Annotated in this window: 14 protein-coding genes, 13 tRNA genes and 4 rRNA genes; 2 read left to right on the top strand and 29 right to left on the bottom strand. The window is 47.6% G+C overall.

Annotated features, from left to right (window positions below):
• Window positions 1-166 precede the first annotated feature (166 nt).
• The 26 genes from glmS to ACQ4MX_RS18795 form a co-directional block, all read right to left on the bottom strand.
• Window positions 167-1,999, bottom strand: coding sequence for a glutamine--fructose-6-phosphate transaminase (isomerizing) (gene glmS, locus ACQ4MX_RS18920; protein ID WP_192513361.1), 1,833 nt, complete (start codon window positions 1,997-1,999; stop codon window positions 167-169).
• A 632-nt stretch (window positions 2,000-2,631) separates the two neighbouring features.
• Window positions 2,632-3,972: a phosphoglucosamine mutase gene (glmM, locus tag ACQ4MX_RS18915; protein ID WP_134912351.1), complete on the bottom strand. Its 1,341-nt coding sequence runs from the start codon at window positions 3,970-3,972 to the stop codon at window positions 2,632-2,634.
• Between the two features lie 59 nt (window positions 3,973-4,031).
• The gene (locus tag ACQ4MX_RS18910; protein ID WP_431086609.1) at window positions 4,032-5,501 is read right to left on the bottom strand and encodes a CdaR family protein; all 1,470 of its coding nucleotides are present in this window, start codon (window positions 5,499-5,501) and stop codon (window positions 4,032-4,034) included.
• A complete protein-coding gene (cdaA, locus tag ACQ4MX_RS18905; RefSeq protein ID WP_134912347.1) occupies window positions 5,498-6,331 on the bottom strand; it encodes a diadenylate cyclase CdaA in 834 nt (277 codons plus the stop codon). Before cdaA ends, ACQ4MX_RS18910 begins: the two co-directional genes overlap by 4 nt.
• Before the next feature lie 220 nt (window positions 6,332-6,551).
• On the bottom strand, window positions 6,552-7,172 hold the full coding sequence (locus ACQ4MX_RS18900; protein ID WP_431086608.1) for a zf-HC2 domain-containing protein: 621 nt from the start codon (window positions 7,170-7,172) through the stop codon (window positions 6,552-6,554).
• Between the two features lie 150 nt (window positions 7,173-7,322).
• Window positions 7,323-7,889: an RNA polymerase sigma factor SigW gene (gene sigW, locus ACQ4MX_RS18895; protein WP_014278287.1), complete on the bottom strand. Its 567-nt coding sequence runs from the start codon at window positions 7,887-7,889 to the stop codon at window positions 7,323-7,325.
• 190 nt (window positions 7,890-8,079) lie between these two features.
• Complete coding sequence (ppc, locus tag ACQ4MX_RS18890) at window positions 8,080-10,872, bottom strand: phosphoenolpyruvate carboxylase (RefSeq protein ID WP_431086607.1); 2,793 nt, start codon at window positions 10,870-10,872, stop codon at window positions 8,080-8,082.
• 736 nt (window positions 10,873-11,608) lie between these two features.
• Window positions 11,609-11,679, bottom strand: a tRNA-Gly gene (locus ACQ4MX_RS18885).
• 9 nt (window positions 11,680-11,688) lie between these two features.
• Window positions 11,689-11,762: transfer RNA gene (locus ACQ4MX_RS18880), tRNA-Pro, on the bottom strand.
• Between the two features lie 18 nt (window positions 11,763-11,780).
• A tRNA-Arg gene (locus tag ACQ4MX_RS18875) sits at window positions 11,781-11,857 on the bottom strand.
• A 5-nt stretch (window positions 11,858-11,862) separates the two neighbouring features.
• Window positions 11,863-11,937 (bottom strand) — tRNA-Gly (locus ACQ4MX_RS18870).
• A 10-nt stretch (window positions 11,938-11,947) separates the two neighbouring features.
• Window positions 11,948-12,028: transfer RNA gene (locus tag ACQ4MX_RS18865), tRNA-Leu, on the bottom strand.
• Between the two features lie 11 nt (window positions 12,029-12,039).
• A tRNA-Lys gene (locus ACQ4MX_RS18860) sits at window positions 12,040-12,115 on the bottom strand.
• Window positions 12,116-12,119: 4 nt separating this feature from the next.
• Window positions 12,120-12,194, bottom strand: a tRNA-Gln gene (locus ACQ4MX_RS18855).
• Window positions 12,195-12,249: 55 nt separating this feature from the next.
• Window positions 12,250-12,325: transfer RNA gene (locus tag ACQ4MX_RS18850), tRNA-Val, on the bottom strand.
• A gap of 11 nt (window positions 12,326-12,336) precedes the next feature.
• Window positions 12,337-12,408: transfer RNA gene (locus ACQ4MX_RS18845), tRNA-Glu, on the bottom strand.
• 8 nt (window positions 12,409-12,416) lie between these two features.
• A tRNA-Thr gene (locus tag ACQ4MX_RS18840) sits at window positions 12,417-12,489 on the bottom strand.
• Window positions 12,490-12,494: 5 nt separating this feature from the next.
• Window positions 12,495-12,567: transfer RNA gene (locus ACQ4MX_RS18835), tRNA-Asn, on the bottom strand.
• 19 nt (window positions 12,568-12,586) lie between these two features.
• A 5S ribosomal RNA gene (rrf, locus tag ACQ4MX_RS18830) occupies window positions 12,587-12,703 on the bottom strand.
• A 134-nt stretch (window positions 12,704-12,837) separates the two neighbouring features.
• Window positions 12,838-15,764, bottom strand: a 23S ribosomal RNA gene (locus ACQ4MX_RS18825).
• Between the two features lie 257 nt (window positions 15,765-16,021).
• Window positions 16,022-16,097, bottom strand: a tRNA-Ala gene (locus ACQ4MX_RS18820).
• Between the two features lie 21 nt (window positions 16,098-16,118).
• Window positions 16,119-16,195, bottom strand: a tRNA-Ile gene (locus ACQ4MX_RS18815).
• A 38-nt stretch (window positions 16,196-16,233) separates the two neighbouring features.
• A 5S ribosomal RNA gene (gene rrf / locus ACQ4MX_RS18810) occupies window positions 16,234-16,350 on the bottom strand.
• Window positions 16,351-16,468: 118 nt separating this feature from the next.
• A 16S ribosomal RNA gene (locus ACQ4MX_RS18805) occupies window positions 16,469-18,026 on the bottom strand.
• The 16S, 23S and 5S rRNA genes sit together here with 13 tRNA genes alongside, the layout of an rRNA operon.
• Window positions 18,027-18,443: 417 nt before the next feature.
• Window positions 18,444-18,674 carry a hypothetical protein gene (locus ACQ4MX_RS18800; protein WP_013312131.1) on the bottom strand — a complete coding sequence of 77 codons (231 nt, stop codon included), beginning with the start codon at window positions 18,672-18,674 and terminating at the stop codon, window positions 18,444-18,446.
• Between the two features lie 195 nt (window positions 18,675-18,869).
• A complete protein-coding gene (locus tag ACQ4MX_RS18795) occupies window positions 18,870-19,484 on the bottom strand; it encodes a stage II sporulation protein M (RefSeq protein WP_431086605.1) in 615 nt (204 codons plus the stop codon).
• A gap of 99 nt (window positions 19,485-19,583) precedes the next feature.
• On the opposite strand from ACQ4MX_RS18795, the gene pdaB reads away from it, so the two are divergent.
• Together pdaB and gerD are read left to right on the top strand one after the other, a co-directional pair.
• The gene (gene pdaB, locus ACQ4MX_RS18790) at window positions 19,584-20,363 is read left to right on the top strand and encodes a polysaccharide deacetylase family sporulation protein PdaB (RefSeq protein ID WP_431086604.1); all 780 of its coding nucleotides are present in this window, start codon (window positions 19,584-19,586) and stop codon (window positions 20,361-20,363) included.
• A 106-nt stretch (window positions 20,364-20,469) separates the two neighbouring features.
• Window positions 20,470-21,228 carry a spore germination lipoprotein GerD gene (gene gerD / locus ACQ4MX_RS18785; RefSeq protein ID WP_431086603.1) on the top strand — a complete coding sequence of 253 codons (759 nt, stop codon included), beginning with the start codon at window positions 20,470-20,472 and terminating at the stop codon, window positions 21,226-21,228.
• 34 nt (window positions 21,229-21,262) lie between these two features.
• On the opposite strand, the gene ACQ4MX_RS18780 is transcribed toward gerD, so the two are convergent.
• The 3 genes from ACQ4MX_RS18780 to sat form a co-directional block, all read right to left on the bottom strand.
• Window positions 21,263-22,369, bottom strand: coding sequence for a P-loop NTPase (locus ACQ4MX_RS18780; protein ID WP_431086602.1), 1,107 nt, complete (start codon window positions 22,367-22,369; stop codon window positions 21,263-21,265).
• A gap of 60 nt (window positions 22,370-22,429) precedes the next feature.
• On the bottom strand, window positions 22,430-23,206 hold the full coding sequence (cwlD, locus tag ACQ4MX_RS18775) for an N-acetylmuramoyl-L-alanine amidase CwlD (RefSeq protein WP_431086601.1): 777 nt from the start codon (window positions 23,204-23,206) through the stop codon (window positions 22,430-22,432).
• A 69-nt stretch (window positions 23,207-23,275) separates the two neighbouring features.
• Complete coding sequence (gene sat, locus ACQ4MX_RS18770) at window positions 23,276-24,445, bottom strand: sulfate adenylyltransferase (protein ID WP_149096342.1); 1,170 nt, start codon at window positions 24,443-24,445, stop codon at window positions 23,276-23,278.
• Window positions 24,446-24,447: the final 2 nt, after the last annotated feature.

Below are 24,447 nucleotides of genomic sequence, written 5' to 3'. Positions count from 1 at the left end.
AGCTAAAAAGATCCCGATATATCATCGGGATCTTTCTTGATGTTTGTAAAACGACTAGTTCCAGACTTTTTTTACTGGTTCCACAGTTTTTTTATTGGTTCCATACATCTTTTACTGGTTCCACACTTTTTTATCACCAGACAGCCTTTATATCGATATACTGCCCTTACTCAACCGTTACACTTTTCGCCAGGTTACGTGGTTTGTCAACATCATGACCCAGTGCAAGGGAAGCGTAGTAAGCCAACAGTTGGAGAGATACAACCGAAATCGCAGCAGACAGGATTGGAAGTGTCTTCGGAATTGCAAATACCTGATCCACGGACTTCAACAACTCAACAGCGTGCTCTTCGTACGTAATCGCAAGAACATCTGCGCCACGTGCCTTCACTTCCTTGATATTGCTCACGGTTTTCTCCAACACGGATTCCTGTGTTACCAAAGCGATAACCGGAATGCCATCTTCGATCAATGCCAGCGTACCATGCTTCAGTTCACCCGCCGCATAAGCCTCGGAATGAATGTAGGAGATTTCCTTGAGTTTCAGGGAACCTTCCTGTACTACAGCATAGTCTTGACCGCGACCAATAAAGAACAGGTGCTTGTGGCTGGCAATTTGCTCAGCGTATGCTTTAATCGCGTCTGCTTTGCCCAGCATTTCTTCTACTTGCTCTGGCAGTGATTCCATAGCAGCCAACATATGAGCTACTTGCTCATCCGTTTGAGTGCCACGTACTTGAGCCAGATACAGACCAAACAGATAAAACGCAATCAACTGCGAAGAATATGCTTTGGTTGAGGCTACGGCAATTTCCGGTCCTGCCAGTGTAACCAACACATCATCTGCATCGCGGGCAATGGAGCTACCAACTACGTTTGTAATCGCTAGTACATGAGCGCCATTCGCTTGTGCTTCACGCAGTGCTGCCAACGTATCGGCAGTTTCACCGGATTGACTCACTACGATTACCAGTGTCTCTGGTGTTACGATTGGCGAACGATAACGATACTCGGAAGCCACGTCGTTTTCCACCGGAATACGAGCCAGGCTTTCAATAATCGTACGACCAATCAAACCAGCATTGTAGGCTGTACCACAAGCAACGATTTGAATATTGCGAATATTTTTAATTTGTTCTTCTGTCAGCTTCAACTCAGGAAGAACAACTTTTTTAGTTTCTTTGTCGATTCGGCCCAACATCGTGTCACGGTAAGCCTTAGGCTGTTCGTGAATTTCTTTCAACATGAAATGCTCATAGCCGCCTTTTTCCGCTGTTACAGCATCCCATTCGACATGAATCATTTCCCGAGAAATAAATTGGCCTTCGATTGTCATTAATTCGACGGCATCACTGGTCAAAACAGCCATTTCGCCATCGTTCAAAATAAATACATTGCGTGTATATTTCAGAATAGCCGGAATATCGGAACCGATAAAGTTTTCGCCTTCTCCCACACCAATAACCAGCGGGCTAGCTTGACGAACAGCTACCAGCTTATTAGGCTCGTGCTCTGTCAGCACACCCAGTGCAAAGGCACCGCGCATAAAGGTAATTGCTTTTTGTACCGCTTTGACGATATCTCCTTTATATTCACGTGCAACCAGATGGGAAATAACTTCCGTATCCGTTTCGGAAATAAAGGTATGACCTTCGCTGATCAGCTGTTCTTTCAGCTCCAGATAGTTCTCGATAATCCCGTTATGAACCACGGAGAACTTTTGACTCTCATCCAAATGTGGATGGGAGTTTTCATCTGAAGGCTTACCGTGTGTTGCCCAACGTGTATGCCCGATGCCTGCATGGCCTACCAGCGGCGCACCATCCAGCTTCGCTTCCAGATTCGCCAAACGACCTTTTGCCTTGGCTACTTTCAGTCCTGAATCTGTAAACACGGCAATACCCGCAGAGTCATAACCGCGGTACTCCAGCTTTTTCAACCCATCAATCAATACCTCTTGCGTATTCTGATCACCAATATATCCTACAATGCCACACATATTCGTTATCCTCCCGATCATCATTTCACAGGACGACTCATCACAGGACTAACGTGTGCGGTAGATTGCGGAATAAAGTTCATTCATCTATGAAGTTGTCAATGATAACTATAGAAAATTACAGGCATCTCTTCACGAATGTAACGAAATTCCCAAACCGCGCACGCCAATGATGATGGCCGCACATTCATGAAATGAATCTTATAATTTAGTTTATAAAATAAAAGCATCTATCGGTGCGTTGTGTAAACAGTTGCCTGCTTATTTTCCGCTGCCGATTTACGGGTCGATGCCTCACCGGAAGGTCCCCGCCGAATGTTTCGAACACCTTCACCTCGTCAGCTCGCTTTGCCGTGAACCCATCTGTGAGCAACATCATCCAAATTGAATGATCTGCCTCACCAACAAGTTCCCCCGCGCAAAATCAAGCTCTGGCGCTTGTATTACATTACCTTACAACCCTCGCTTTCTCTTTCTGAGTCACAACATCCCTATATTATATTCAGCTCAGCATCATTTGGCAATGACACTTTATTCATATTTGCAAGTTCTGGTAAGTATTCAATTAAAAATAATATCTTCAAACGCGGTCGCCTGCTTACTTTGAACAGGCAACCGACGTTTACAAAATTTTAAACTAATTCTTTTTTTACAACATCTACGATCTGTCCTACAAATTGCTCCAGTTCATCCTTATCCGGCCCTTCAGCCATAACACGAATAAGCGATTCTGTACCGGAAGCACGAACCAATACGCGTCCATTATCACCCAATTGCTGTTCCACCTGCTCAATCGCTTCTGCAATGGCAGGATTGCCCTCGTAATTGCGTTTGTCCTGTACACGCACATTAACTAGCACTTGCGGATACTGCTTCATGAGCGATTTCAGCTCACTCATCTTTTTACCGGAAGCTTTCAGGGTATCCATCAGTTGAATCCCGGTCAACATGCCGTCGCCCGTCGTATTGTAATCGAGGAAAATAACGTGACCAGACTGCTCACCGCCCAGATTAAAGCCGCCCCGGCGCATTTCTTCCATCACATACCGGTCACCAACTGCAGTTTTTGCAGTCTTGAGCGCCAGTTTTTCCGTTGCTTTGTAAAAACCAATATTACTCATCACAGTCGATACAATAGTGCTGTCCTTGAGCTTTCCAGCGCGGTTCAGCGCATCCCCACAGATACAAAGGATATAGTCGCCGTCTACCTCTTCGCCGTTCTCATCAATCGCGATTAGACGGTCTGCATCGCCGTCAAAGGCCAGACCAATGTCAGCTTTCAAGCGGCGTACTTCCTCTTTCAGCTTTTCAGGATGGGTTGAACCGCAATGATCGTTGATATTCAGCCCGTTTGGCTCCGCACCGATGGTGTGTACTTCGGCTCCCAATTCCGCAAAAAGCTTCGGCGCCAGCTCATAAGCCGCTCCGTTCGCACAATCCAGTACGATTTTGAGCCCTTCAAAAGAATGGCTAATCGTTGTTTTCAAAAACTCCAGATAATCGTAGCGAGAATGCTCGTCTACAACAACCGTACCTAATCCGCCACCAATTGGACGAGGCAATTGATCCTCCTTGGCATCCATCAGCTCTTCGATTCTCAGTTCCGTTTCATCTGTCAGTTTAAACCCGTCGCCGCCAAAAAACTTAATGCCGTTGTCTTCCACCGGATTGTGGGAAGCCGAGATCATTACACCAGCGTCCGCTTTCAATTGACGTGTAAGATAAGCGACTCCCGGCGTTGAAACGATACCCAGACGAACCACATTAGCCCCAATAGACAGCAAACCGGCTACAAGCGCCGATTCCAGCATCAGACCGGACACCCGTGTATCCATACCGATAACAACTGTTGGTTTTTCTACATTCCCTGCTAAAACATATCCGCCGCAACGGCCAATGCTATATGCCAGTTCTGCTGTAAGTTCCTGATTAGCAATGCCTCGTACACCATCTGTACCAAAATATTTCCCCATGTATAATGACTCCCTTTTTTGTCTAATGAACCTTAAATATTTACTACAGATAAATCATGTTATGGCTGACCGCTCTCCGGGGTTCCATTTGCAGAAGAATCTGCGCCGTTATGAGGGTTTGTTTTATCCTCCGCAGCCGCATTGTCCCCGGGTTTCGCATCAGAGGAGCCGCCTTGACCGCTCTGGCCCTCCTGTGGCCTCTCCTGCCCCTTATTACCGCTGCCGGAAGGGGTTGATTCATTCCCACTGCCCGGATTCGTTACAGCCGGCGTTGAAGGGCTCTCAATGTTCACCGTTGCCGTTAGCTGGCTGGCGTTTCCGGATTGCGTAATGTATTTGGGCAAGCCTACCTTCAAAGCAACCTCATGCTGACCAGCCTCCAGACCACTTACGTCTGCAACCAAACTAATATCATCGTTGGTTAAATTGCTGATCATATCCTGCGGCCCCTTCACGGTAACATCCATCGTCTTGTCTGCAGGCGTTGTAATCGTCGAAGTCGTCCCGTCTGCTGCCCCCTGCACAACAATCGGAATGCCTGACAATGTTCGCTCCGCATCGGTCACCTGATTAGATGGCACAACTGTCACCTGAATTTGTATCGAGCCAGGCTCGATTTTATCAGAACCGGCGGGCGCTGCCAAATTAGCTTGAACTGTGTGGGTCCCTGCTTCCGTTAATTGGCTCAGATCGAGTGTAGCCGTAACATAGGAGCTAAGGCTGCTCAAAACATCCTGCGAGGCGTATACGATCGCTTCTTTTACATTTGCATTTACTTTGGAAAGCGCCAGACCGTTCGGCAGCTCTCCGGAATAGACAATTTTCACAGGCACGGACTTCGTTTGCTGGGTTACCGGGATTTCAACAGACACTGTGGAAGGCTCAATAACCGCTCCTGTAAGTTCCTGTCCCTTTTTGTTGTAAGCCTTCAGCTTCACCCGTTTCTGTTCAAACTTCTCCGAGATTCCCTCCGTATCCACAGCCCCCTGCACCGCAACCACTGTACTCAACTGGCTTTTAGGCAAGGTGACCTTCACCGTTTGAGGGGCAACCACAGGCTCTCCGAGCTGCAAGCCGGTATCCGGTTTACCCTTGGAAACAATAGAAACATCAAATGATTTCGTTTGCTTTTCCTCAATCGTGACTGTCACACGACTAGGAGTCATAGATACCAACTCCACGCCATTCGGCAGATTCGCTACGAGTGGCAAGGTTTTGGTGCCTGCTCCCAACCCACTTAAATCCAATTGGGCCTGGTAATTATCTGCGAAAAAAGAAGTTAGCACGGAACGCTGTCCTCTAACCTCCATCTTCACATGGTCAGTATCCATTGTAGATAATACATATTTTGACTCATCCAGACCGCTGGTCTGAATACCTACATTATCAATCACTTTATTATCATAAGAAACGGTCAGCGTGGACGAAGGCGTACCTGTATCCAGATGAACCATTCCCCACAGCAGGACGGCAACCGCGAGTGCCAATATTTTAGAAATCGTATTGTTGTTAATCCATTTGTCCATCATGAATTTCCACGGCCTCCCCTCCGATTCCAGAATGAGCCGCGTTTTTCCTTCAAAGTCGGTGTCGGCCGCAGCTCCTCATACAGCTTGGATATTAAGGATTCTTCTTTAATATCGCGCACGACCTGCCCATTGATAGCCAAAGAAATTTGCCCTGTCTCCTCTGAAACCACCACAGTTACGGCATCCGTTACCTCACTCACCCCAATCGCTGCCCGGTGACGGGTTCCCAGTTCCTTGCTGATAAATGGATTTTCCGACAGTGGTAAGTAACAGGCTGCAGAAGCAATCTGATTATTTTGAATAATGACCGCACCATCATGCAGAGGCGTATTTGGAATAAAAATATTGATCAGCAGCTCGGAACTGACCACTGCCTGTGTCTTGATACCGGACTCCGTGTATTCGTTTAGCCCCGTTTCGCGTTCAAATACGACCAAAGCCCCTATTTTTCTACGTGATAAATAATTCAGCGCCTTAATCATTTCCCCGATTAACTTGTTTATCTCCTCATCATCCGCAGACGAACGCCCAAACAGCTTGCCTCGCCCCAATTGTTCAAGGGCACGACGTAATTCAGGCTGAAAAATAATGAAAATAGCTACCACACCAAAGGTAAACATCTGGTTCATCAGCCACTTGAGCGTATACAAATCAAACCAAGTGCTAACCGCCCAAATGACCACCAGGAACAGAATTCCTTTTAGCAATTGAACTGCACGCGTTCCACGAACAAGTAAAATAAGCTGATACATAATATAGGTTACGATCAGAATGTCGATAATATCTTTAATGGACTCTTTCCAAGTCAGGTCCGCGAAATAATCCAACATGCGCATGCCCCCGCAATTTTCTGTAGTGAGTGAGTGTAATATGTACACAGTATGCTCTCTCTATCTAGGTTATAACGATAAGGCCCGCGTTGCAAGCCGCATGACAAAAGAACCGCTAAAATCAGTAAAATACAGTACAAATAGCCAGCTTCATATACAAAAAAGCGCCTTTTCCAGCGGAAGAGGCGCTCGATATCATTCTTGCCAGTTCAAGCTTCTTTTATGGAGAGGACGTACCCTCGAACAAATCAGTAACTTTATACCAAATCCAGTCCAAGGTTTGATCAATACTTTTGACTTGTCCTGCAATATGTGCTGTGGATGCTTGATAGTAAGAACCGTCAATCACTGTTACATTTCCTTCCACATCACCATATACCTGAGCCTTGCCATTTTGCACGGTCAAATCTCCAGCAATGGATTTACCCTCAGGCACGATCACAGTATTCCCTTGAATAACAACCTCATCCAGATGGCTTCCCTTGACTACCAATTGATGGTCTGTGGTTGAAAAGCTTGCCATGCTTGAGCATATAATAACAAGAAAGAAAGCTGCGGCCGTAACAGCCGGGTGTCTTTTCACCCAAGTCAGCATAGGCGCCATTGGCACTCTTCTATGCGGCGGCAAAGCATTCATAATGCGAAGTGTCAGCTCATCCGATACACACGGCACTTGATGCCGTGTACCATAAAGCATCGCATCCGTCCGCTCCAGCTCTTTAAAACGCATGCGGCATTCCGGGCAGGTGTACAAGTGATGCTCTAACTCCTGTTTATCCTGCTCGGACAGGTCGCCATCCAGATAGTCATGCATAAAAGAGACGGCTTGTTTGCAATCCATATGAGCCAATCCTTTCTAATATTCTTCCGTGTTTCTCTACATAACATGCTCCGGCTTAGAAACTTTGCTCACTTTACATACGCTACAACGAGCAATATGTTTCACAAAAAACATCTGTGCGAGCACTTTCCAAGACCCTGAACACATGATTTACAGCTTGTGCTCCAATTTTTTGCGTAGAAAATCCCGGCCTCTGTGAACCCTCGTCTTAATGGTAGTGACCGGAAGATTAAGCACATCGCTAATTTCCTGCAAGGAAAGCTCCTGCAAGTAACGCAAAACCATAATTGTCCGGTATTTGTCTGGAAGACTGTCAATGGCATCATGAATCAAGGATTGTGTCTCGGACAACAGCGTACGCCCTTCGGGTGTAAGCTCTTCGCTAGCGAGCATTGCATACCCATCCACACCTTCCTGCTCATTCATCTCAGCATCCAGTGAATATGTAGGCTTTCTCCTTCGCAGACGATCAATGCACAGATTCGTCGCAATCCGGTAAATCCAGGTTGAAAACTTCTGCCCATGATCATATTTTTCCAAATTACGATATACACGCAAAAAAGTTTCCTGCACCAGATCCTCCGCCTCATGGCGATTACCTAGCATCCGGTAGGAAAGATGAAAAATCCGATCTTTATATAACTCGACTAACTCCGCAAAAGCTCGCTGATCACCTTTCTGCACCAGCCTAACCAAGCGGCTTTCCATATTATCCACTCTATACTCCCCCAGACTTGCTGATGGGTTGCTCATTACATTGTTATGATAATTCATCGTAGTTCAATTTTATCGGAAAATCAACTGTAGCGTTGATACCAATAGGACTCCTGCTCCGTCATATGCATGCAAACAGCACAATCGGGCACCCATAAGCGCCCGATTGCCTGTATTCATGCGCCAAGCTGTATCAGCCCGTGTTTCTCAGTCCTGCGGCGATTCCGTTAATGGTTAACAGCACCTCACGCAGCAACTCCGTATCGTCTCCGCTCTGGTCACGCAGTTCGCGTAGCTCACTAAGCAACTGAACCTGCAAGTAGCTTAACGGATCGACATAAGGATTACGCAACCGGATGGACTCCTGAATTACTGGCACATCATCCAGAATTTCCGATTGTCCTGTTATTTTCAAAATCAGCTCGGACGTCAGCTTGAATTCCGCTGAAATTTGCCCGAAAATGCGCTGGCGAGCCTCTTCATTATCGGACATCCCTGCATATTCCTCTGCAATCAGCAAATCCGCCTTCGCAATCGCCATTTGCAGTGTATCAATAAGGGAACGGAAAAAAGCTGATTCCTTGAACATCGTTTGCAGCACCTTGAGGTTATCCTCATTGTTCTGATAGAAGCTTTGCAGCCCTGTTCCAGCCGCGTACCAAGCAGGTAGCAAGTACCGGCTTTGCGTCCATGCAAAAACCCATGGAATAGCGCGCAAGTCCTCAAAACGTTCACTGTTCTTACGTTTGGATGGACGAGAGCCGATATTCAGTTCGCCCACCTCAGGCAATGGCGTTGATTCCTTGAAGAAAGTGAAGAAATCAGGGTCGCGGAAAATCAAATCCTGATACTTCTCCAGCGATACCTCGGAAATACGGGCAATAATCTCTTCCCAGCTCTCCTCGAACACTTCCTTCTTACCGGAACGGTTATATGCCACTGCGGTAATCAGAGCTGACGTTGCCTGTTCCAGGCTTCGATAAGCGATGCCCTTGAGCGAGTATCTGGATGAGAGTACCTCACCCTGCTCCGTAATCTTGATGCCGCCTCCGATCGTATGAGGAGGTTGGGCCAAAATGCTGCGATTAAGCGGCATTCCTCCGCGTCCCAGTGCTCCCCCGCGTCCGTGGAAAAACTTCACTTTTACGCCGAACTCATTAACCACTTCCGTAATGCTGTTCATCGCAACCCGAAGCTCCCAGTTCGCCGTCACCACACCGCCGTCCTTGTTACTATCTGAATATCCCAGCATGATCTCCTGAAGCTGATCCATTGCTGCTACGGATTGGCGATATACAGGTAAGTTCAGCAGCCTCTTCATAATACTAGGGGCAGCATGCAGATCATCTATCGTTTCAAACAGAGGAACGGATTGCAATGTACATACGACTGTGCCATCTTTCTCGATACGGAACAGACCCACTTCTTTAGACAGCACCATAACTTCCAGCAAGTCGCTTGCTCCCTGAGTCATACTGATCAAGTAGCTTGTAATGGATTGCTTGCCGAATTCCTCCTGAGCCAGATAAATCGTACGATATACATCAAGACATTCCTGCGTGCTGTCGCTATATTTCAAATACGGCGACGTAATCGGACGAGGCTCGTTCAGCAGCTTTTCCAGCAGGTCTATTTTTTCTTCCTCAGGGAGCTTGCCATAATCCGCAACAATATTCATTTTAGAGAGGATTTCAGTCATTGCATTTTCATGCTCCTGACTATGCTGACGTACATCCAGCGTAGCCGTATGGAAGCCGAACAGCTCTACCTGACGAATCATCTTTTGAATATAAGTATCTGCCACATAATCCGCAAAATGATGACGCAGGCTGTCGTCAATAACGTTCAGATCCGCAATAAGCTCTTCAGCAGAGCTATAACGTTCCTTCGTGCCCTGCTTGCTTTCATCCAGGATATTATTCACCTTGGCTATCATGTAGGCCAGCTTGATGCGGTAAGGCTCTTTTTCGTTATGCCACACTTCCATCTTTTTAAGCGTAATATGGGTTCGGTCTTCCTCAATAGAAGCCAGCAAATCATCAGAGACACGTATAATGCTAGTGCTAAAGCTCAGATAACCCATAAATTCCTTCAGCGTGTGCTGATATTCTCTCAAAGCCAGCTTACGCTGCATACGTAACGTTTCCCAAGTAACATGAGCCGTAACAGACGGGTTGCCATCCCGGTCCCCCCCGATCCAGGAGCCAAATCTCAAATAGGTCGGAATATGCCATCTCTGCTCAGGATAATATTTGCCTAAACATCGTTCCAATTCTTGGTATACGTCAGGCAACACATGAAACAAAGTCTCATGAAAATAATACATCCCGTTTCTCACTTCGTCTAACACAGTCGGTTTGCGATCACGAAGTTCGTCTGTCTGCCATAGTGTAATCACTTCATTCAGCAGATTTTCCCGCACCTGTTCCCGCTCCCGCAAGGTAAGCATAGGATTATCCAACAGCATGACGTCCTCGGAAATGCGCTTGTGAATGTCCAATATCACCCGTCGCGTGGCTTCTGTAGGATGTGCGGTCATAACCAGCTCCAGTGAAAGCTCCTCCAACAGACTGCTAACGTCATCAGCCGAAAATCCACCCTGTTTAAGCTCCTGAACAGAACTTTCAATTGAACCACGTTGAACATCTTCACCAGCAGAATGCTCATAGTCCCGTTTGCGGCGGATACGATGATTTTGCTCGGCAATATTCACTAACTGAAAATAAATCGCAAACGCGCGAATAACCTGGTGACGAATGTCCGTATCCAGTCCGCTAACGATTTGTTTGAAATTCTCATACAACTCCGGCTGATACCCGGCACGTAACGATTTACTTGTCTCACGTATCTTTTCCACGATATCCAAAAGTTCGTTGCCACCCTGATGAACCAAAACCTCACCAAGAATATTCCCCAGAAAACGAACGTCCCGCCGTAGCAGATTGTTGGATTGGTTTTTGTTAGCGGTTAACGTAAGCTCAGTCATGCTTTTCCCCCCATCTGATCTGTTCACACCCAATACAGCCTTGTTGCAAAGGTACGTATACACACGAAATTTGACACTTTCTTAACATCATACAATAAAAACGCGTGAAAAGCTGCAAAATTTACAGTAAAAAGTCACGCTTTTTAAATACTTTTTTTGAGAATATATTGGTTTTTTATGCATAAAAATGAAATTTAATAAACCAAATCACTTTTATCGTCTAGATAAACATGAAACTTTATGCACAGGTATTATAAACAGCATGATTTTCAAAACAAAAAATCATGCATCATTATGTGCATATGTTTATGATTTGTTGACAAAGTAACCCCAATAAGCTTCTATCCACAAAGATATACACAAAACAGCCATAATTTCAATATTTCAGAGCAGTTTTTTTCATCCATACTCAGCTATACCCACATAAATAGAATACATTGTGTACAACTACGTACAGCAGCCTTAGAGTTATCCCCATGCAACCGTATCGTTAACGGTCATAGGATTCCTATATTGAAGGGATTTGATCACGAAATTAGCCTTACTACAGGAGAAAGGGATACATTAGAGGGGGAATTCGGGATCTGGGTGTTAAAGTACCTGGAGCCTATGTACAATATGCACAAGTCATCCCCAACTGTGCATGACAGGAGATTTTCGCAGTAACCTATACACAGAGAACGTTTATAATGTGGACAAAATAAAAAGAAGCCTCTCGGCTTCTAGGTAATCAGTAAGCGGGTGATGGGAATCGAACCCACGCTATCAGCTTGGAAGGCTGAAGTTCTACCATTGAACTACACCCGCAAATTAGTATCGGGATGACACGATTTGAACATGCGACCCCCTGGTCCCAAACCAGGTGCTCTACCAAGCTGAGCTACATCCCGACATATAATTTTAAAAAATGGCGCGCCCTGAGAGATTCGAACTCCCGGCCTTTTGATTCGTAGTCAAACGCTCTATCCAGCTGAGCTAAGGGCGCAAATATGGAGCGGACGACGGGAATCGAACCCGCGACCCTCGCCTTGGCAAGGCGATGCTCTACCGCTGAGCCACGTCCGCAAAAACAAGATGCGCGTGGAGGGACTTGAACCCCCACGTCAAAGACGCTAGATCCTAAGTCTAGTGCGTCTGCCAATTCCGCCACACGCGCATGTAATAAAATGGTGAGCCATGAAGGACTCGAACCTTCGACACCCTGATTAAAAGTCAGGTGCTCTACCAACTGAGCTAATGGCTCTTAATGGCTGGGGATATAGGATTTGAACCTATGCATGACGGAGTCAAAGTCCGTTGCCTTACCGCTTGGCTAATCCCCAATATGCATATGATTCACAATTCCCCAACATTTCAACCAGGTAAGAGGATGAAATATGGTGGAGGCTGAGGGGCTCGAACCCCCGACCCTCTGCTTGTAAGGCAGATGCTCTCCCAGCTGAGCTAAGCCTCCATACTATCCTATGACCCGTAGGGGAATCGAACCCCTGTTACCTCCGTGAAAGGGAGGTGTCTTAACCGCTTGACCAACGGGCCCTAACACAAGCTCTCAACCGGGTTCGAACCGGTGACCTCATCCTTACCATGGATGCACTCTACCTGCTGAGCTATGAGAGCAAAGGCTCCCCGAACAGGACTCGAACCTGTGACAACTCGATTAACAGTCGAGTGCTCTACCAACTGAGCTATCAGGGAATAGTAATCATAAGGATTTGCTTGGCGACGTCCTACTCTCCCAGGACCCTGCGGTCCAAGTACCATCGGCGCTGGAGGGCTTAACGGTCGTGTTCGGGATGGGTACGTGTGGAACCCCTCCGCTATCGCCACCAAACATGAATTTGTAAAACAAATTCTACCGTATGGGTATTCGGTTCATCACTAATCGTGTGAATGAATAGCCATGCGCTTTTCTTCAAGGTGTTACACCCTGAAAACTGGATCCGAAACTCCATTGCGTCCTATCCTTAGGATAAGCCCTCGACCGATTAGTATTGGTCAGCTCCATGCATTACTGCACTTCCACCCCCAACCTATCTACCTCGTCGTCTTCAAGGGGTCTTACTAATTGGGAAATCTCATCTTGAGGGGGGCTTCACGCTTAGATGCTTTCAGCGCTTATCCCTTCCGTACATAGCTACCCAGCGGTGCTCCTGGCGGAACAACTGGTACACCAGCGGTACGTCCATCCCGGTCCTCTCGTACTAAGGACAGCTCCTCTCAAATTTCCTACGCCCACGACAGATAGGGACCGAACTGTCTCACGACGTTCTGAACCCAGCTCGCGTACCGCTTTAATGGGCGAACAGCCCAACCCTTGGGACCTACTTCAGCCCCAGGATGCGATGAGCCGACATCGAGGTGCCAAACCTCCCCGTCGATGTGGACTCTTGGGGGAGATAAGCCTGTTATCCCCAGGGTAGCTTTTATCCGTTGAGCGATGGCCCTTCCATGCGGTACCACCGGATCACTAAGCCCGACTTTCGTCCCTGCTCGACTTGTAGGTCTCGCAGTCAAGCTCCCTTCTGCCTTTGCACTCTTCGAATGATTTCCAACCATTCTGAGGGAACCTTGGGACGCCTCCGTTACTCTTTAGGAGGCGACCGCCCCAGTCAAACTGCCCACCTGACACTGTCCTCGTACCGGATCACGGTACCAAGTTAGAACCTAGATACGATCAGGGTGGTATCCCAAGGATGCCTCCTCTCAAGCTGGCGCTCAAGTCTCTTAGGCTCCCACCTATCCTGTACAGATCGTACCCAAATTCAATATCAAGCTGCAGTAAAGCTCCATGGGGTCTTTCCGTCTTGTCGCGGGTAACCTGCATCTTCACAGGTATTAAAATTTCACCGGATCTCTCGTTGAGACAGCGCCCAAGTCGTTACGCCATTCGTGCGGGTCAGAATTTACCTGACAAGGAATTTCGCTACCTTAGGACCGTTATAGTTACGGCCGCCGTTTACTGGGGCTTCGGTTCATAGCTTCGCCCCGAAGGACTTACCACTCCCCTTAACCTTCCAGCACCGGGCAGGCGTCAGCCCGTATACTTCGCCTTGCGGCTTCGCACAGACCTGTGTTTTTGCTAAACAGTCGCTTGGGCCTTTTCACTGCGGCCCCCTCGGGCTATTCACCCTACCGAGGCACCCCTTCTCCCGAAGTTACGGGGTCATTTTGCCGAGTTCCTTAACGAGAGTTCTTCCGCGCGCCTTAGAATTCTCTTCTCGCCTACCTGTGTCGGTTTGCGGTACGGGCACCTTCTCCTGGCTAGAGGCTTTTCTTGGCAGTCTGAGATCATGACCTTCGCTACTGTAATTTTCGCTCCCCATCACAGCCCAGCCTTACGATGTGCGGATTTGCCTACACACCAGCCTCACTGCTTAGACGGACATCCATCAGTCCGCGTCACTACCCTACTGCGTCACCCCATTGCTCATAACGGATTACGGTGGTACAGGAATTTCGACCTGTTGTCCTTCGACTACGCCTATCGGCCTCGCCTTAGGTCCCGACTTACCCTGAGCGGACGAACCTTCCTCAGGAACCCTTAGGCTTTCGGCGGATCTGATTCTCACAGATCTTTTCGTTACTCATACCGGCATTCTCACTTGAATGCAGTCCAGCGCTCCTTACGGTACACCTTCAACCCACATTCAACGCTCCCCTACCCCTGATGCAAAGCATCAAGCCATAGCTTCGGTGGCGTGTTTAGCCCCGTTACATTTTCGGCGCAGAGTCACTCGACCAGTGAGCTATTACGCACTCTTTCAATGGTGGCTGCTTCTAAGCCAACATCCTGGTTGTCTGTGCAACTCCACATCCTTTCCCACTTAACACACACTTGGGGACCTTAGCTGATGGTCTGGGCTGTTTCCCTTTCGACAATGGATCTTAGCACTCACTGTCTGACTCCCGGAACTAAGTCTATGGCATTCGGAGTTTGACTGAGCTTGGTAACCCTTGCGGGCCCCGCACCCAATCAGTGCTCTACCTCCACGACTCTTATTCCGAGGCTAGCCCTAAAGCTATTTCGGGGAGAACCAGCTATCTCCGGGTTCGATTGGAATTTCTCCGCTACCCCCACCTCATCCCCGCATTTTTCAACATGCGTGGGTTCGGGCCTCCAGTGCGTGTTACCGCACCTTCACCCTGGACAGGGGTAGATCACCCGGTTTCGGGTCTACGTCCACGTACTAAGTCGCCCTATTCAGACTCGCTTTCGCTGCGGCTTCAGCTCTTCACCTTAACCTTGCACGGGAACGTAACTCGCCGGTTCATTCTACAAAAGGCACGCCATCACCCATTAATAGGGCTCTGACTTCTTGTAAGCACACGGTTTCAGGATCTATTTCACTCCCCTTCCGGGGTGCTTTTCACCTTTCCCTCACGGTACTGCTTCACTATCGGTCGCCAGGGAGTATTTAGCCTTGGCAGATGGTCCTGCCGGATTCATACGGGGTTTCACGTGCCCCGCACTACTCGGGATCCGTCTCGGAGGGAACAAGTTTTGAATTACAGGGCTTTTACCTTCTCTGGCGGGCCTTTCCAGACCTCTTCATCTAACCGGTTCCTTTGTAACTCCATGTGAGACGTCCCACAACCCCAAGGAGCAAGCTCCTTGGTTTGGGCTAATCCGCGTTCGCTCGCCGCTACTGACGGAATCACTATTGTTTTCTCTTCCTCAGGGTACTTAGATGTTTCAGTTCCCCTGGTATGCCTCTGTTCTGCCTATGTATTCAGCAGAAAGTGACTGTCGATGAAGACAGCCGGGTTTCCCCATTCGGACATCCCCGGATCAAAGCTTGCTTACAGCTCCCCGAGGCTTTATCGTTGTTCGCCACGTCCTTCGTCGGCTCCTGGCGCCTAGGCATCCTCCGTGTGCTCTTTGTAGCTTAACCTAGCATTTACAAAGTAAATGCGATTTGTTTTGGATTTCGGTTCATCACCGAAGTGTGAATGAAATTCAAGACAGCTACCTTTATTTCACTTGTTTACACAAGATCAGCGTAAAGGAATATTCTAAAACGCAATTTCGTTTCGGTATCCAGTTTTCAAGGTGCAATACTGTTTCAAGGAAACAGTGACCTGTGTGATTATCAGCCCAACTCCGAAGAGTGGATGATCATCATGCAGTTTTTTTTGATGAAGTTGTAATTGGTGGAGCCAAGCGGGATCGAACCGCTGACCTCCTGCTTGCAAGGCAGGCGCTCTCCCAGCTGAGCTATGGCCCCAAAAGGTGATATAAAGTTATATGGTGGGCCCTAGTGGACTCGAACCACCGACCTCACCCTTATCAGGGGTGCGCTCTAACCAGCTGAGCTAAGGGCCCATAATAAACCACCAAAGAAGTTCTTCTTTAGTGGTTGCGCTTGGCGACGTCCTACTCTCCCAGGACCCTGCGGTCCAAGTACCATCGGCGCTGGAGGGCTTAACGGTCGTGTTCGGGATGGGTACGTGTGGAACCCCTCCGCTATCGCCACCAAACGTTTGAGAGTTTGAGCTCTCAAAACTGAGCAACGAGTGAGTAACAGGCCTAAACCTGAGTTTTGAAGCTTACGCTTCATATTTGAATGTTTCCGTTGCAGGAAACAATTCTCCATAGAAAGGAGGTGATCCAGCCGCACCTTCCGATACGGCTACCTTGTTACGACTTCACCCCAATCATCTACCCCACCTTCGGCGGCTGGCTCCCTTGCGGGTTACCCCACCGACTTCGGGTGTTGTAAACTCTCGTGGTGTGACGGGCGGTGTGTACAAGACCCGGGAACGTATTCACCGCGGCATGCTGATCCGCGATTACTAGCAATTCCGACTTCATGCAGGCGAGTTGCAGCCTGCAATCCGAACTGAGACCGGCTTTTCTAGGATTCGCTCCAGATCGCTCTTTCGCTTCCCGTTGTACCGGCCATTGTAGTACGTGTGTAGCCCAGGTCATAAGGGGCATGATGATTTGACGTCATCCCCACCTTCCTCCGGTTTGTCACCGGCAGTCTGCTTAGAGTGCCCAGCTTGACCTGCTGGCAACTAAGCATAAGGGTTGCGCTCGTTGCGGGACTTAACCCAACATCTCACGACACGAGCTGACGACAACCATGCACCACCTGTCTCCCCTGTCCCGAAGGAAAGATCTATCTCTAGACCGATCAGGGGGATGTCAAGACCTGGTAAGGTTCTTCGCGTTGCTTCGAATTAAACCACATACTCCACTGCTTGTGCGGGTCCCCGTCAATTCCTTTGAGTTTCAGTCTTGCGACCGTACTCCCCAGGCGGAATGCTTAATGTGTTAACTTCGGCACCAAGGGTATCGAAACCCCTAACACCTAGCATTCATCGTTTACGGCGTGGACTACCAGGGTATCTAATCCTGTTTGCTCCCCACGCTTTCGCGCCTCAGCGTCAGTTACAGCCCAGAGAGTCGCCTTCGCCACTGGTGTTCCTCCACATATCTACGCATTTCACCGCTACACGTGGAATTCCACTCTCCTCTTCTGCACTCAAGCTCCCCAGTTTCCAGTGCGACCCGAAGTTGAGCCTCGGGATTAAACACCAGACTTAAAGAGCCGCCTGCGCGCGCTTTACGCCCAATAATTCCGGACAACGCTTGCCCCCTACGTATTACCGCGGCTGCTGGCACGTAGTTAGCCGGGGCTTTCTTCTCAGGTACCGTCACTCTTGTAGCAGTTACTCTACAAGACGTTCTTCCCTGGCAACAGAGCTTTACGATCCGAAAACCTTCATCACTCACGCGGCGTTGCTCCGTCAGGCTTTCGCCCATTGCGGAAGATTCCCTACTGCTGCCTCCCGTAGGAGTCTGGGCCGTGTCTCAGTCCCAGTGTGGCCGATCACCCTCTCAGGTCGGCTACGCATCGTCGCCTTGGTAGGCCATTACCCCACCAACTAGCTAATGCGCCGCAGGCCCATCCATCAGTGACAGATTACTCCGTCTTTCCTCCCCTCCCCATGCAGGGAAAGGATGTATCCGGTATTAGCTACCGTTTCCGGTAGTTATCCCAGTCTGATAGGCAGGTTGCCTACGTGTTACTCACCCGTCCGCCGCTAGGTTGTTGTAGAAGCAAGCTTCTACAACAACCCCGCTCGACTTGCATGTATTAGGCACGCCGCCAGCGTTCGTCCTGAGCCAGGATCAAACTCTCCATTAAAGACCAACCGAAGTTAGTATATAGAAAGAGCGATTCGCTCATTTTGAAACTGACGAGATAAAATATCTCTTTTTTGCTCCAGCTCCGTCCAGCCTTGCAGCATGTCCGAAAACCTTCGCGGTTCACTCACTCGTTGTTCAGTTTTCAAAGATCAAACCTGCATTATGTCTTGCTGTCGTTCTTGCTTTGTTTCATCACCGCGTCTCAGTGGCGACCTTTATAATATATCATCACTTTGTGAGATTTGCAAGAGTTTTTTTAATTTCTTTTTTTCGAGCAAATTCCTCAAAAAGGAACGAAAATTAATTTACCATGAATCCTAAATAGAGTCAACAATTATTTTGATATCAGTAAGTATAAACTTCTTAAGGGTTAACTTCCTGATATCTCTAATTTTATAATTGGCTCTTATATCTTTTATTGTTTGGTTTGGGGAACGCGCCCTCTGCGGGCATATTTGGATAGTTCCTTGGCGGGTGCAAAGCGGGCATACATGCGGAAAACTGTTTTATACCGAAGCGCTATCGCATAACGAATATCCTGATCCAATCGGGTATCGCTCATATCAAGCAGCATTTCATCAAGTTCCTTACGAAGAACATAATCCAGTTCCTTGCATTCTTTTTCATTAAACAGCATTCCCAGCATATGACCATACTCCCTTATCAGCTTATTATATAGTGCTTATATTCGTTCAACTATTGTTCCAGTCTTTACCTGTTTTTAAACTCAACTGCTAAGGTTTCAAACCTTATTCCGATTTAATTCCATGTTTTCTCTTTGGGCTCTCCCCTTTGTTATGTTCAATTTTCAGGAAAAATATAAATAACCGACCATAATATTTTAATGTGACAATAAACGATACGTTATTCCACTCTCGATTGCAGCAGCAATAAGCAGCAGAACAACGGACCATATAGACACCCTAAACGTCTGTTTCATAAACGACTCCCATGTTTGGGCAAGCCCTTTTCGTTTCAACCCTATGCCTGCACCGATCGAGGTCATCACCTGCCCCCCAAACTTCAAACCGAAAGCACAGGCGATAATTAAAACAGGTAATTCAATTACACCATGCGGAAGCAGTCCTTTTACAATAACCTCATACAAGCTTCTGCCCGTATCCGCCTGTAAGTGTACGACAAACCCCAGAACCATCCCATTCATAATCAAAAATACAAACGGTACGATTCCAAATAAAGCCCCTACAAATATAACCAGCACACACTTGATAGCATTATTGAAAAAGATAAACACAAAAAAACTCCATTGAGGATGTTCAGTCTGCTGCAAACGCTGAGCCACTTCCCCCAATCCTGACAATTGTTGAGCCAATATAGATTGAATAGCCCCTGTACTTAACCAGCCCACCACAATACTTATGCAAAACAGAAATGCGGAAACTAAAATCAACCGTCTTGTCGTGTGTAAATCATGTAGAAATGCTTTTAATCCCATCAGATCAGTCCCTCCTGTTAGTCCAATGGCATAATTGACAACCCCAGGCATAGCTTTAAGTAAACAAGCACTTCTATGATGAAAGGGGCGTTATTAACCATGAATTCTTTTTTTTATGTACTGAATGGCAAAAAAATTAAACGGTTCTTTATCGTAGCAGCGGCGGCCATTTTCGCTATTGGGGTCATTTATGTAGAAACTGATAATGTCACCGTTTTTTCCGAGGAAGTACCAGCGGCTATTTATAGTGTACCCACAGACAAAAAGCTGATCGCTCTTACTTTTGACATTAGTTGGGGAGATAAGCGTACTGAACCCATCCTAAAGGTTCTTCAGGACAAAAAAGTGAACAAATCCACCTTCTTTCTTTCCTCCCCATGGAGCAAAACACACCCGGAGCTTGTGAATCAGATAAAAGATCGTGGATATGAGATCGGCAGCCATGGACATAAACATGAAAATTACAGCAGTCTAAGTGATGAGGACATTCGTAAGCAGATTACAACAGCCCACACCACGTTGACCGAGCTGATCGGGCAGTCGCCGAAGTTGATCCGTATGCCTAATGGTGATTTCGACAAAAGGGTTCTTCAGGTCGCCAGCACTTTAGGCTACAAAACAATCCAGTGGGACACTGATTCTTTAGATTGGAAAAACCCGGGTACTCAGGTCATTATTGACCGTGTTGTGAAAAAAGCACATCCCGGTGACATTGTTCTTCTGCATGCCAGTGATTCCTGTAAACAAACTCATGAAGCGCTGCCCGTCATTATCGACAAATTGCGTGCGCAAGGTTATGAATTTGTAACTGTATCCGAACTGCTTCAACAGGGAACAGTAAAAGGCAAAGAGGTTCGTGATCAGGCCTTGGGTCTTTAAGGAGTTATTTTACAACGTTCTCAACAAAAAACCAAAATTCAGACGACATATTTCACCTCATCCAATCGCATACTATCCACATTCATGATGAAGGAGGAATACGGCCATGAATTGGACTCGTTTGCAATTAGTCAGCATGATATGCGTACTGGGCGTTGCGCTAACTGGCTGTGGTTCGGACCAGAGCTCGGCGCCTCCCCAAAACAGCTATAAAGAAATGAAAACGATGGTTGTCGATATTTTAAAAAGCGATGACGGGAAAAAAGCAGTGGAGGAAGCTTTGACCGGGGAAAGCAGCTCATCGAAAGATGGACAATCTGGTCAAGGCAGCGAAGGCGGTGGATCTGGAGGTGGATCTGGCGGAGGCTCCGGCGGCAGTATGGGAATGAAAATGATTATGCCCACACAGTCAGCAGAACAGATGAAGATCGCAGTCAAGGATACTCTGGTTTCTCCGGAATACAAAAAGGAAATCGAGAAAATTATGACTGATCCGCGCTTTGCTGGTGAGTTCGCCAAGGCCATCAACAGCCAAAGCAAGCAACTCCATATGCAGCTCATTAAAGACCCTTCTTATCAAAAATCTATTGAGGCGATGCTCAAATCGCCAGAACTGACCAAAATGTATATGGACTTAACTAAAACCCCTGAATACCGCAAACAATCTATGACGGTCATGCACGATGCGATGCAGAATCCAATTTTCCGACTTGAGGTCATGAATTTACTCAAAACTGTCGTACAGGAAGAGCTACAACCCAAGGTTGAGAAAAAAAGTGGTCAGGGCGGAACAAGTGGTGCAAAACAAGATGGCGGTGGTAGCGGTGGTGGTGACAGCGGTAGCGGAGGACAAGGAGGTCAATAATAAAAAGGCTGGTTCAGGAACCAGCCTTTTTTTCTTATTCAGATTCGGCGTGCAACGTCGTAATTTGAGTGGCGATGTCGTTGTAGATCACTCCCGTTGCCGATTCGGATTTATATACAGATGGTGAAAAATCCGCCTCTGCCGGATGATTATCCGGAATACCTAGTGGAATTTGCGCCAGCAGCTTTGTATGAAGAGTATCCGCCAGCATAGCCCCACCCCCACGGCCGAAAACATAGTCCTTCTCTCCAGTAGAGGATACATAATAGGACATGTTCTCGACAACGCCAATGACCTTATGATCCGTTTGGAGCGCCATTGCTCCTGCACGGGCGGCCACAAAGGCTGCGGTTGCATGAGGAGTAGTCACAATGATTTCTTCACTCTGCGGGATCATCTGGTGTACATCAAGCGCTACATCCCCGGTTCCCGGCGGTAAATCAAGAATCATATAGTCCAGCTTGCCCCATTCCACATCGCTAAAAAACTGTCTGAGCATTCTTCCCAGCATGGGTCCTCTCCAGATCACGGGGTTGTTCTCCCTGACAAAAAAACCCATAGACATAATCTTGATACCGAATCGCTCCACCGGTTGAATAATACCATCTTCTACGGTAGGAACGTCCTCGACCCCGATCATATCAGGTACGCTAAATCCATAAATGTCCGCATCAATCAAACCTACACGTTTGCCCTGTCTAGCCAAGGCAGCCGCTAGATTTACAGCCACCGTCGATTTTCCGACACCGCCTTTTCCGCTGGCAATGGCGATAAACCGTACGCCAGATGCCGGATTCAGCAGCTCATGTTCTTCCATACCAGCAGCATGTCCCTTGGTCAAAACTGGGTCAGCCGCTTCCTCCGCATTCTCTCCCGTCTGAATGGCGGATCTTTCATGCTCAGACGCTTCACGAATACGAATATGAATATGGTTCAGCCCCGCTTCTTCCAACGTCTGCCTGATTTCCCGCTCCAGCTCTGCCCGTGCTCCTTCCTCCGGATTCAGACTAATCGCGGTCAAGGATACACGATCCTCTTTAATAACAACATCCCGAATAAAATGAAGATCGACCAAACGATGACCTGTATGAGGCTCTCGTACCTGTTGAAGTAACTCTATAACTTGCTCTCTAGATTGCATGAATAATCAGCACCTCTGCTTCAGTGAATTTACGTAGTTGTAAACACTTACAGTATACCACTATCTGACCTCAGGTGCAGACGAGACTCCCTTTTCCCCAGCACTATAACGCAGCACTCCCTTATAAATCGCTGCTGCCACCTGTCTCTGATAGGTTTCATCACTCAGTCGTCTGGCTTCCTCCGGATGGGACAAAAAGCCGACTTCTACGAGAGCTGATGGCATTTTGAGAGCCTTGAGTAAATATACCGTGTTCACCGTCTTGGCCACTCTGTCTGTGTTCTCCAGGTTGCGTTTAATCTCCTCCTGAATGAGGGAGGCCAAATTTTCGTTATCCGCATGATTAGGGACGTAAAAGGTTTGGGCTCCACTCCAACGGCTCGACGGGATGCTGTTCATGTGAATACTTAAAAAGAGATCCGCTTTATGCTCCTCAATCATGCGTACACGCTGCTTCAGATCCTCCGTTTTTCTTTTAGCATAGCCCTTGGTTTCTTGCTGCGCCAAATCACGGTCAGCCTCCCGGGTCATGACGACAACGGCCCCTGCTTGCTGTAAATAATCTCGCAAATAAAAGGCAATCGCCAGATTAATGTCCTTCTCAATGACGCCTTCCTTGCTGACAGCCCCCCCATCTGGTCCTCCATGTCCTGCATCTATGGCAATTACTTTACCGTTAAGTGGAAGACTCCAATGGGTCCAGGCTTTCGAAGCAGGTATCTCATATAAAGCCAGCGTGATAAACAGAACGGCGAGACAGCAGCCCAGCAGTATTTTTTTCAGCGTCCGATAGCGAATCCACAGTGTAACCTCGTGTTTACGATTGTTTTTTTGCATAACAAAACGCCTCCGTCCCTATACAGATACTAATGATCTATATGGGACGAGGCGTGTAAATAGTACAACTCAGGAATGAACAAATTCTTTCATACCTTCAATCAACACTTGGGCGACTTCCGGTCGTGTAAATTCAGGTGGCGGGCAAACCCCTGAACGTAACAATTCCCGCACTTTGGTGCCTGAAAGCGTCAAATGATGTTCCTTGGGATGAGGGCAAGTTTTGCTAGAGGCCATATTTCCACATCGGGTACAATAAAAGCTGTGTTCGAAGAACAACGGGGTAATCTCCAGTTCCTCAGGTGTGAAGTTTTTGAAAATATCCTGTGCTTCGTACGTACCGTAGTAGTCTCCTACACCCGCATGGTCCCTTCCTACAATAAAATGGGTACACCCGTAGTTCTTCCGTACAATGGCATGAAAAATAGCCTCTCTCGGGCCAGCATATCGCATAGCAGCAGGAAATACGCCCAAAAAGGTACGGTCAGCCGGATAATAGTTGTCCAGCAGCACCAGATAGCTCTTCATACGCACATCTGCCGGAACGTCATCTGACTTGGTTTCACCCACGAGCGGATTCAGAAATAACGCATCGACAATCTCCATCGCGCTTTTTTGGATGTACTCATGCGCCCGGTGTACGGGATTACGTGTTTGGAATCCGACTACTGTTTTCCAGCCTTTTTCAGCAAAATGATTGCGTGTCTGCGCCGGTGTGTAATAAAACTCACCAAATTGTGCGGGTTCTGGCCGATTCAGCACCTGCACAGATCCCCCTACATAAGTAGCTGGTCGCTCCAAAAGTTTTTTAACGCCAGGATGCGCCGGATCATTTGTCTTGAATACACGTCTGGCCTCCTCTGCCTGATCAACCTGATATATACTCTCAATATCAAGTACAGCATATATGGTACCGTCCGTTTCACCCACTAAAGCGACCTGTTGACCCAATGTAAGTTCCCCGGCTATGATCTCCGTAACCGCAAGCGTAATGGGGATACTCCAGACTGTACCATCGGCAAGACGCATATCCGCTACCACCGACCGATAGTCGGCTTCGTTCATAAACCCTGTCAGCGGAGAAAATGCCCCCACTCCAATCAAATCCAGATCGGAAATAGTCCACGAGTTTACACGGATAGGAAACAATTCACGGGCGGCCTGCAAAAGTGTTTTTTGCTCTGGGCCTGTAATGATTCTATCGACAAGCGTTCCACCATGCGGAAGAATTGCAGCCATAA

It is taken from the genome of Paenibacillus sp. 8b26 (assembly GCF_050626875.1).
GTDB lineage: Bacteria > Bacillota > Bacilli > Paenibacillales > Paenibacillaceae > Paenibacillus.
Note: the sequence above shows the minus strand (reverse complement) of the source record. Positions and strands in the feature narration are given on the sequence as shown.

What these genes read in the sequence shown, in the direction of transcription:
- gerD (WP_431086603.1), top strand. Translation starts at nt 20,470, where the DNA reads ATGAATTGGACTCGTTTGCAATTAGTCAGCATGATATGCGTACTGGGC.
- glmS (WP_192513361.1), bottom strand. Translation starts at nt 1,999, where the DNA reads ATGTGTGGCATTGTAGGATATATTGGTGATCAGAATACGCAAGAGGTA.
- ACQ4MX_RS18910 (WP_431086609.1), bottom strand. Translation starts at nt 5,501, where the DNA reads ATGATGGACAAATGGATTAACAACAATACGATTTCTAAAATATTGGCA.
- cdaA (WP_134912347.1), bottom strand. Translation starts at nt 6,331, where the DNA reads ATGTTGGATTATTTCGCGGACCTGACTTGGAAAGAGTCCATTAAAGAT.
- pdaB (WP_431086604.1), top strand. Translation starts at nt 19,584, where the DNA reads ATGAATTCTTTTTTTTATGTACTGAATGGCAAAAAAATTAAACGGTTC.
- ppc (WP_431086607.1), bottom strand. Translation starts at nt 10,872, where the DNA reads ATGACTGAGCTTACGTTAACCGCTAACAAAAACCAATCCAACAATCTG.
- sat (WP_149096342.1), bottom strand. Translation starts at nt 24,445, where the DNA reads ATGGCTGCAATTCTTCCGCATGGTGGAACGCTTGTCGATAGAATCATT.
- ACQ4MX_RS18800 (WP_013312131.1), bottom strand. Translation starts at nt 18,674, where the DNA reads ATGCTGGGAATGCTGTTTAATGAAAAAGAATGCAAGGAACTGGATTAT.
- ACQ4MX_RS18780 (WP_431086602.1), bottom strand. Translation starts at nt 22,369, where the DNA reads ATGCAATCTAGAGAGCAAGTTATAGAGTTACTTCAACAGGTACGAGAG.
- cwlD (WP_431086601.1), bottom strand. Translation starts at nt 23,206, where the DNA reads ATGCAAAAAAACAATCGTAAACACGAGGTTACACTGTGGATTCGCTAT.
- ACQ4MX_RS18795 (WP_431086605.1), bottom strand. Translation starts at nt 19,484, where the DNA reads ATGGGATTAAAAGCATTTCTACATGATTTACACACGACAAGACGGTTG.
- ACQ4MX_RS18900 (WP_431086608.1), bottom strand. Translation starts at nt 7,172, where the DNA reads ATGGATTGCAAACAAGCCGTCTCTTTTATGCATGACTATCTGGATGGC.
- glmM (WP_134912351.1), bottom strand. Translation starts at nt 3,972, where the DNA reads ATGGGGAAATATTTTGGTACAGATGGTGTACGAGGCATTGCTAATCAG.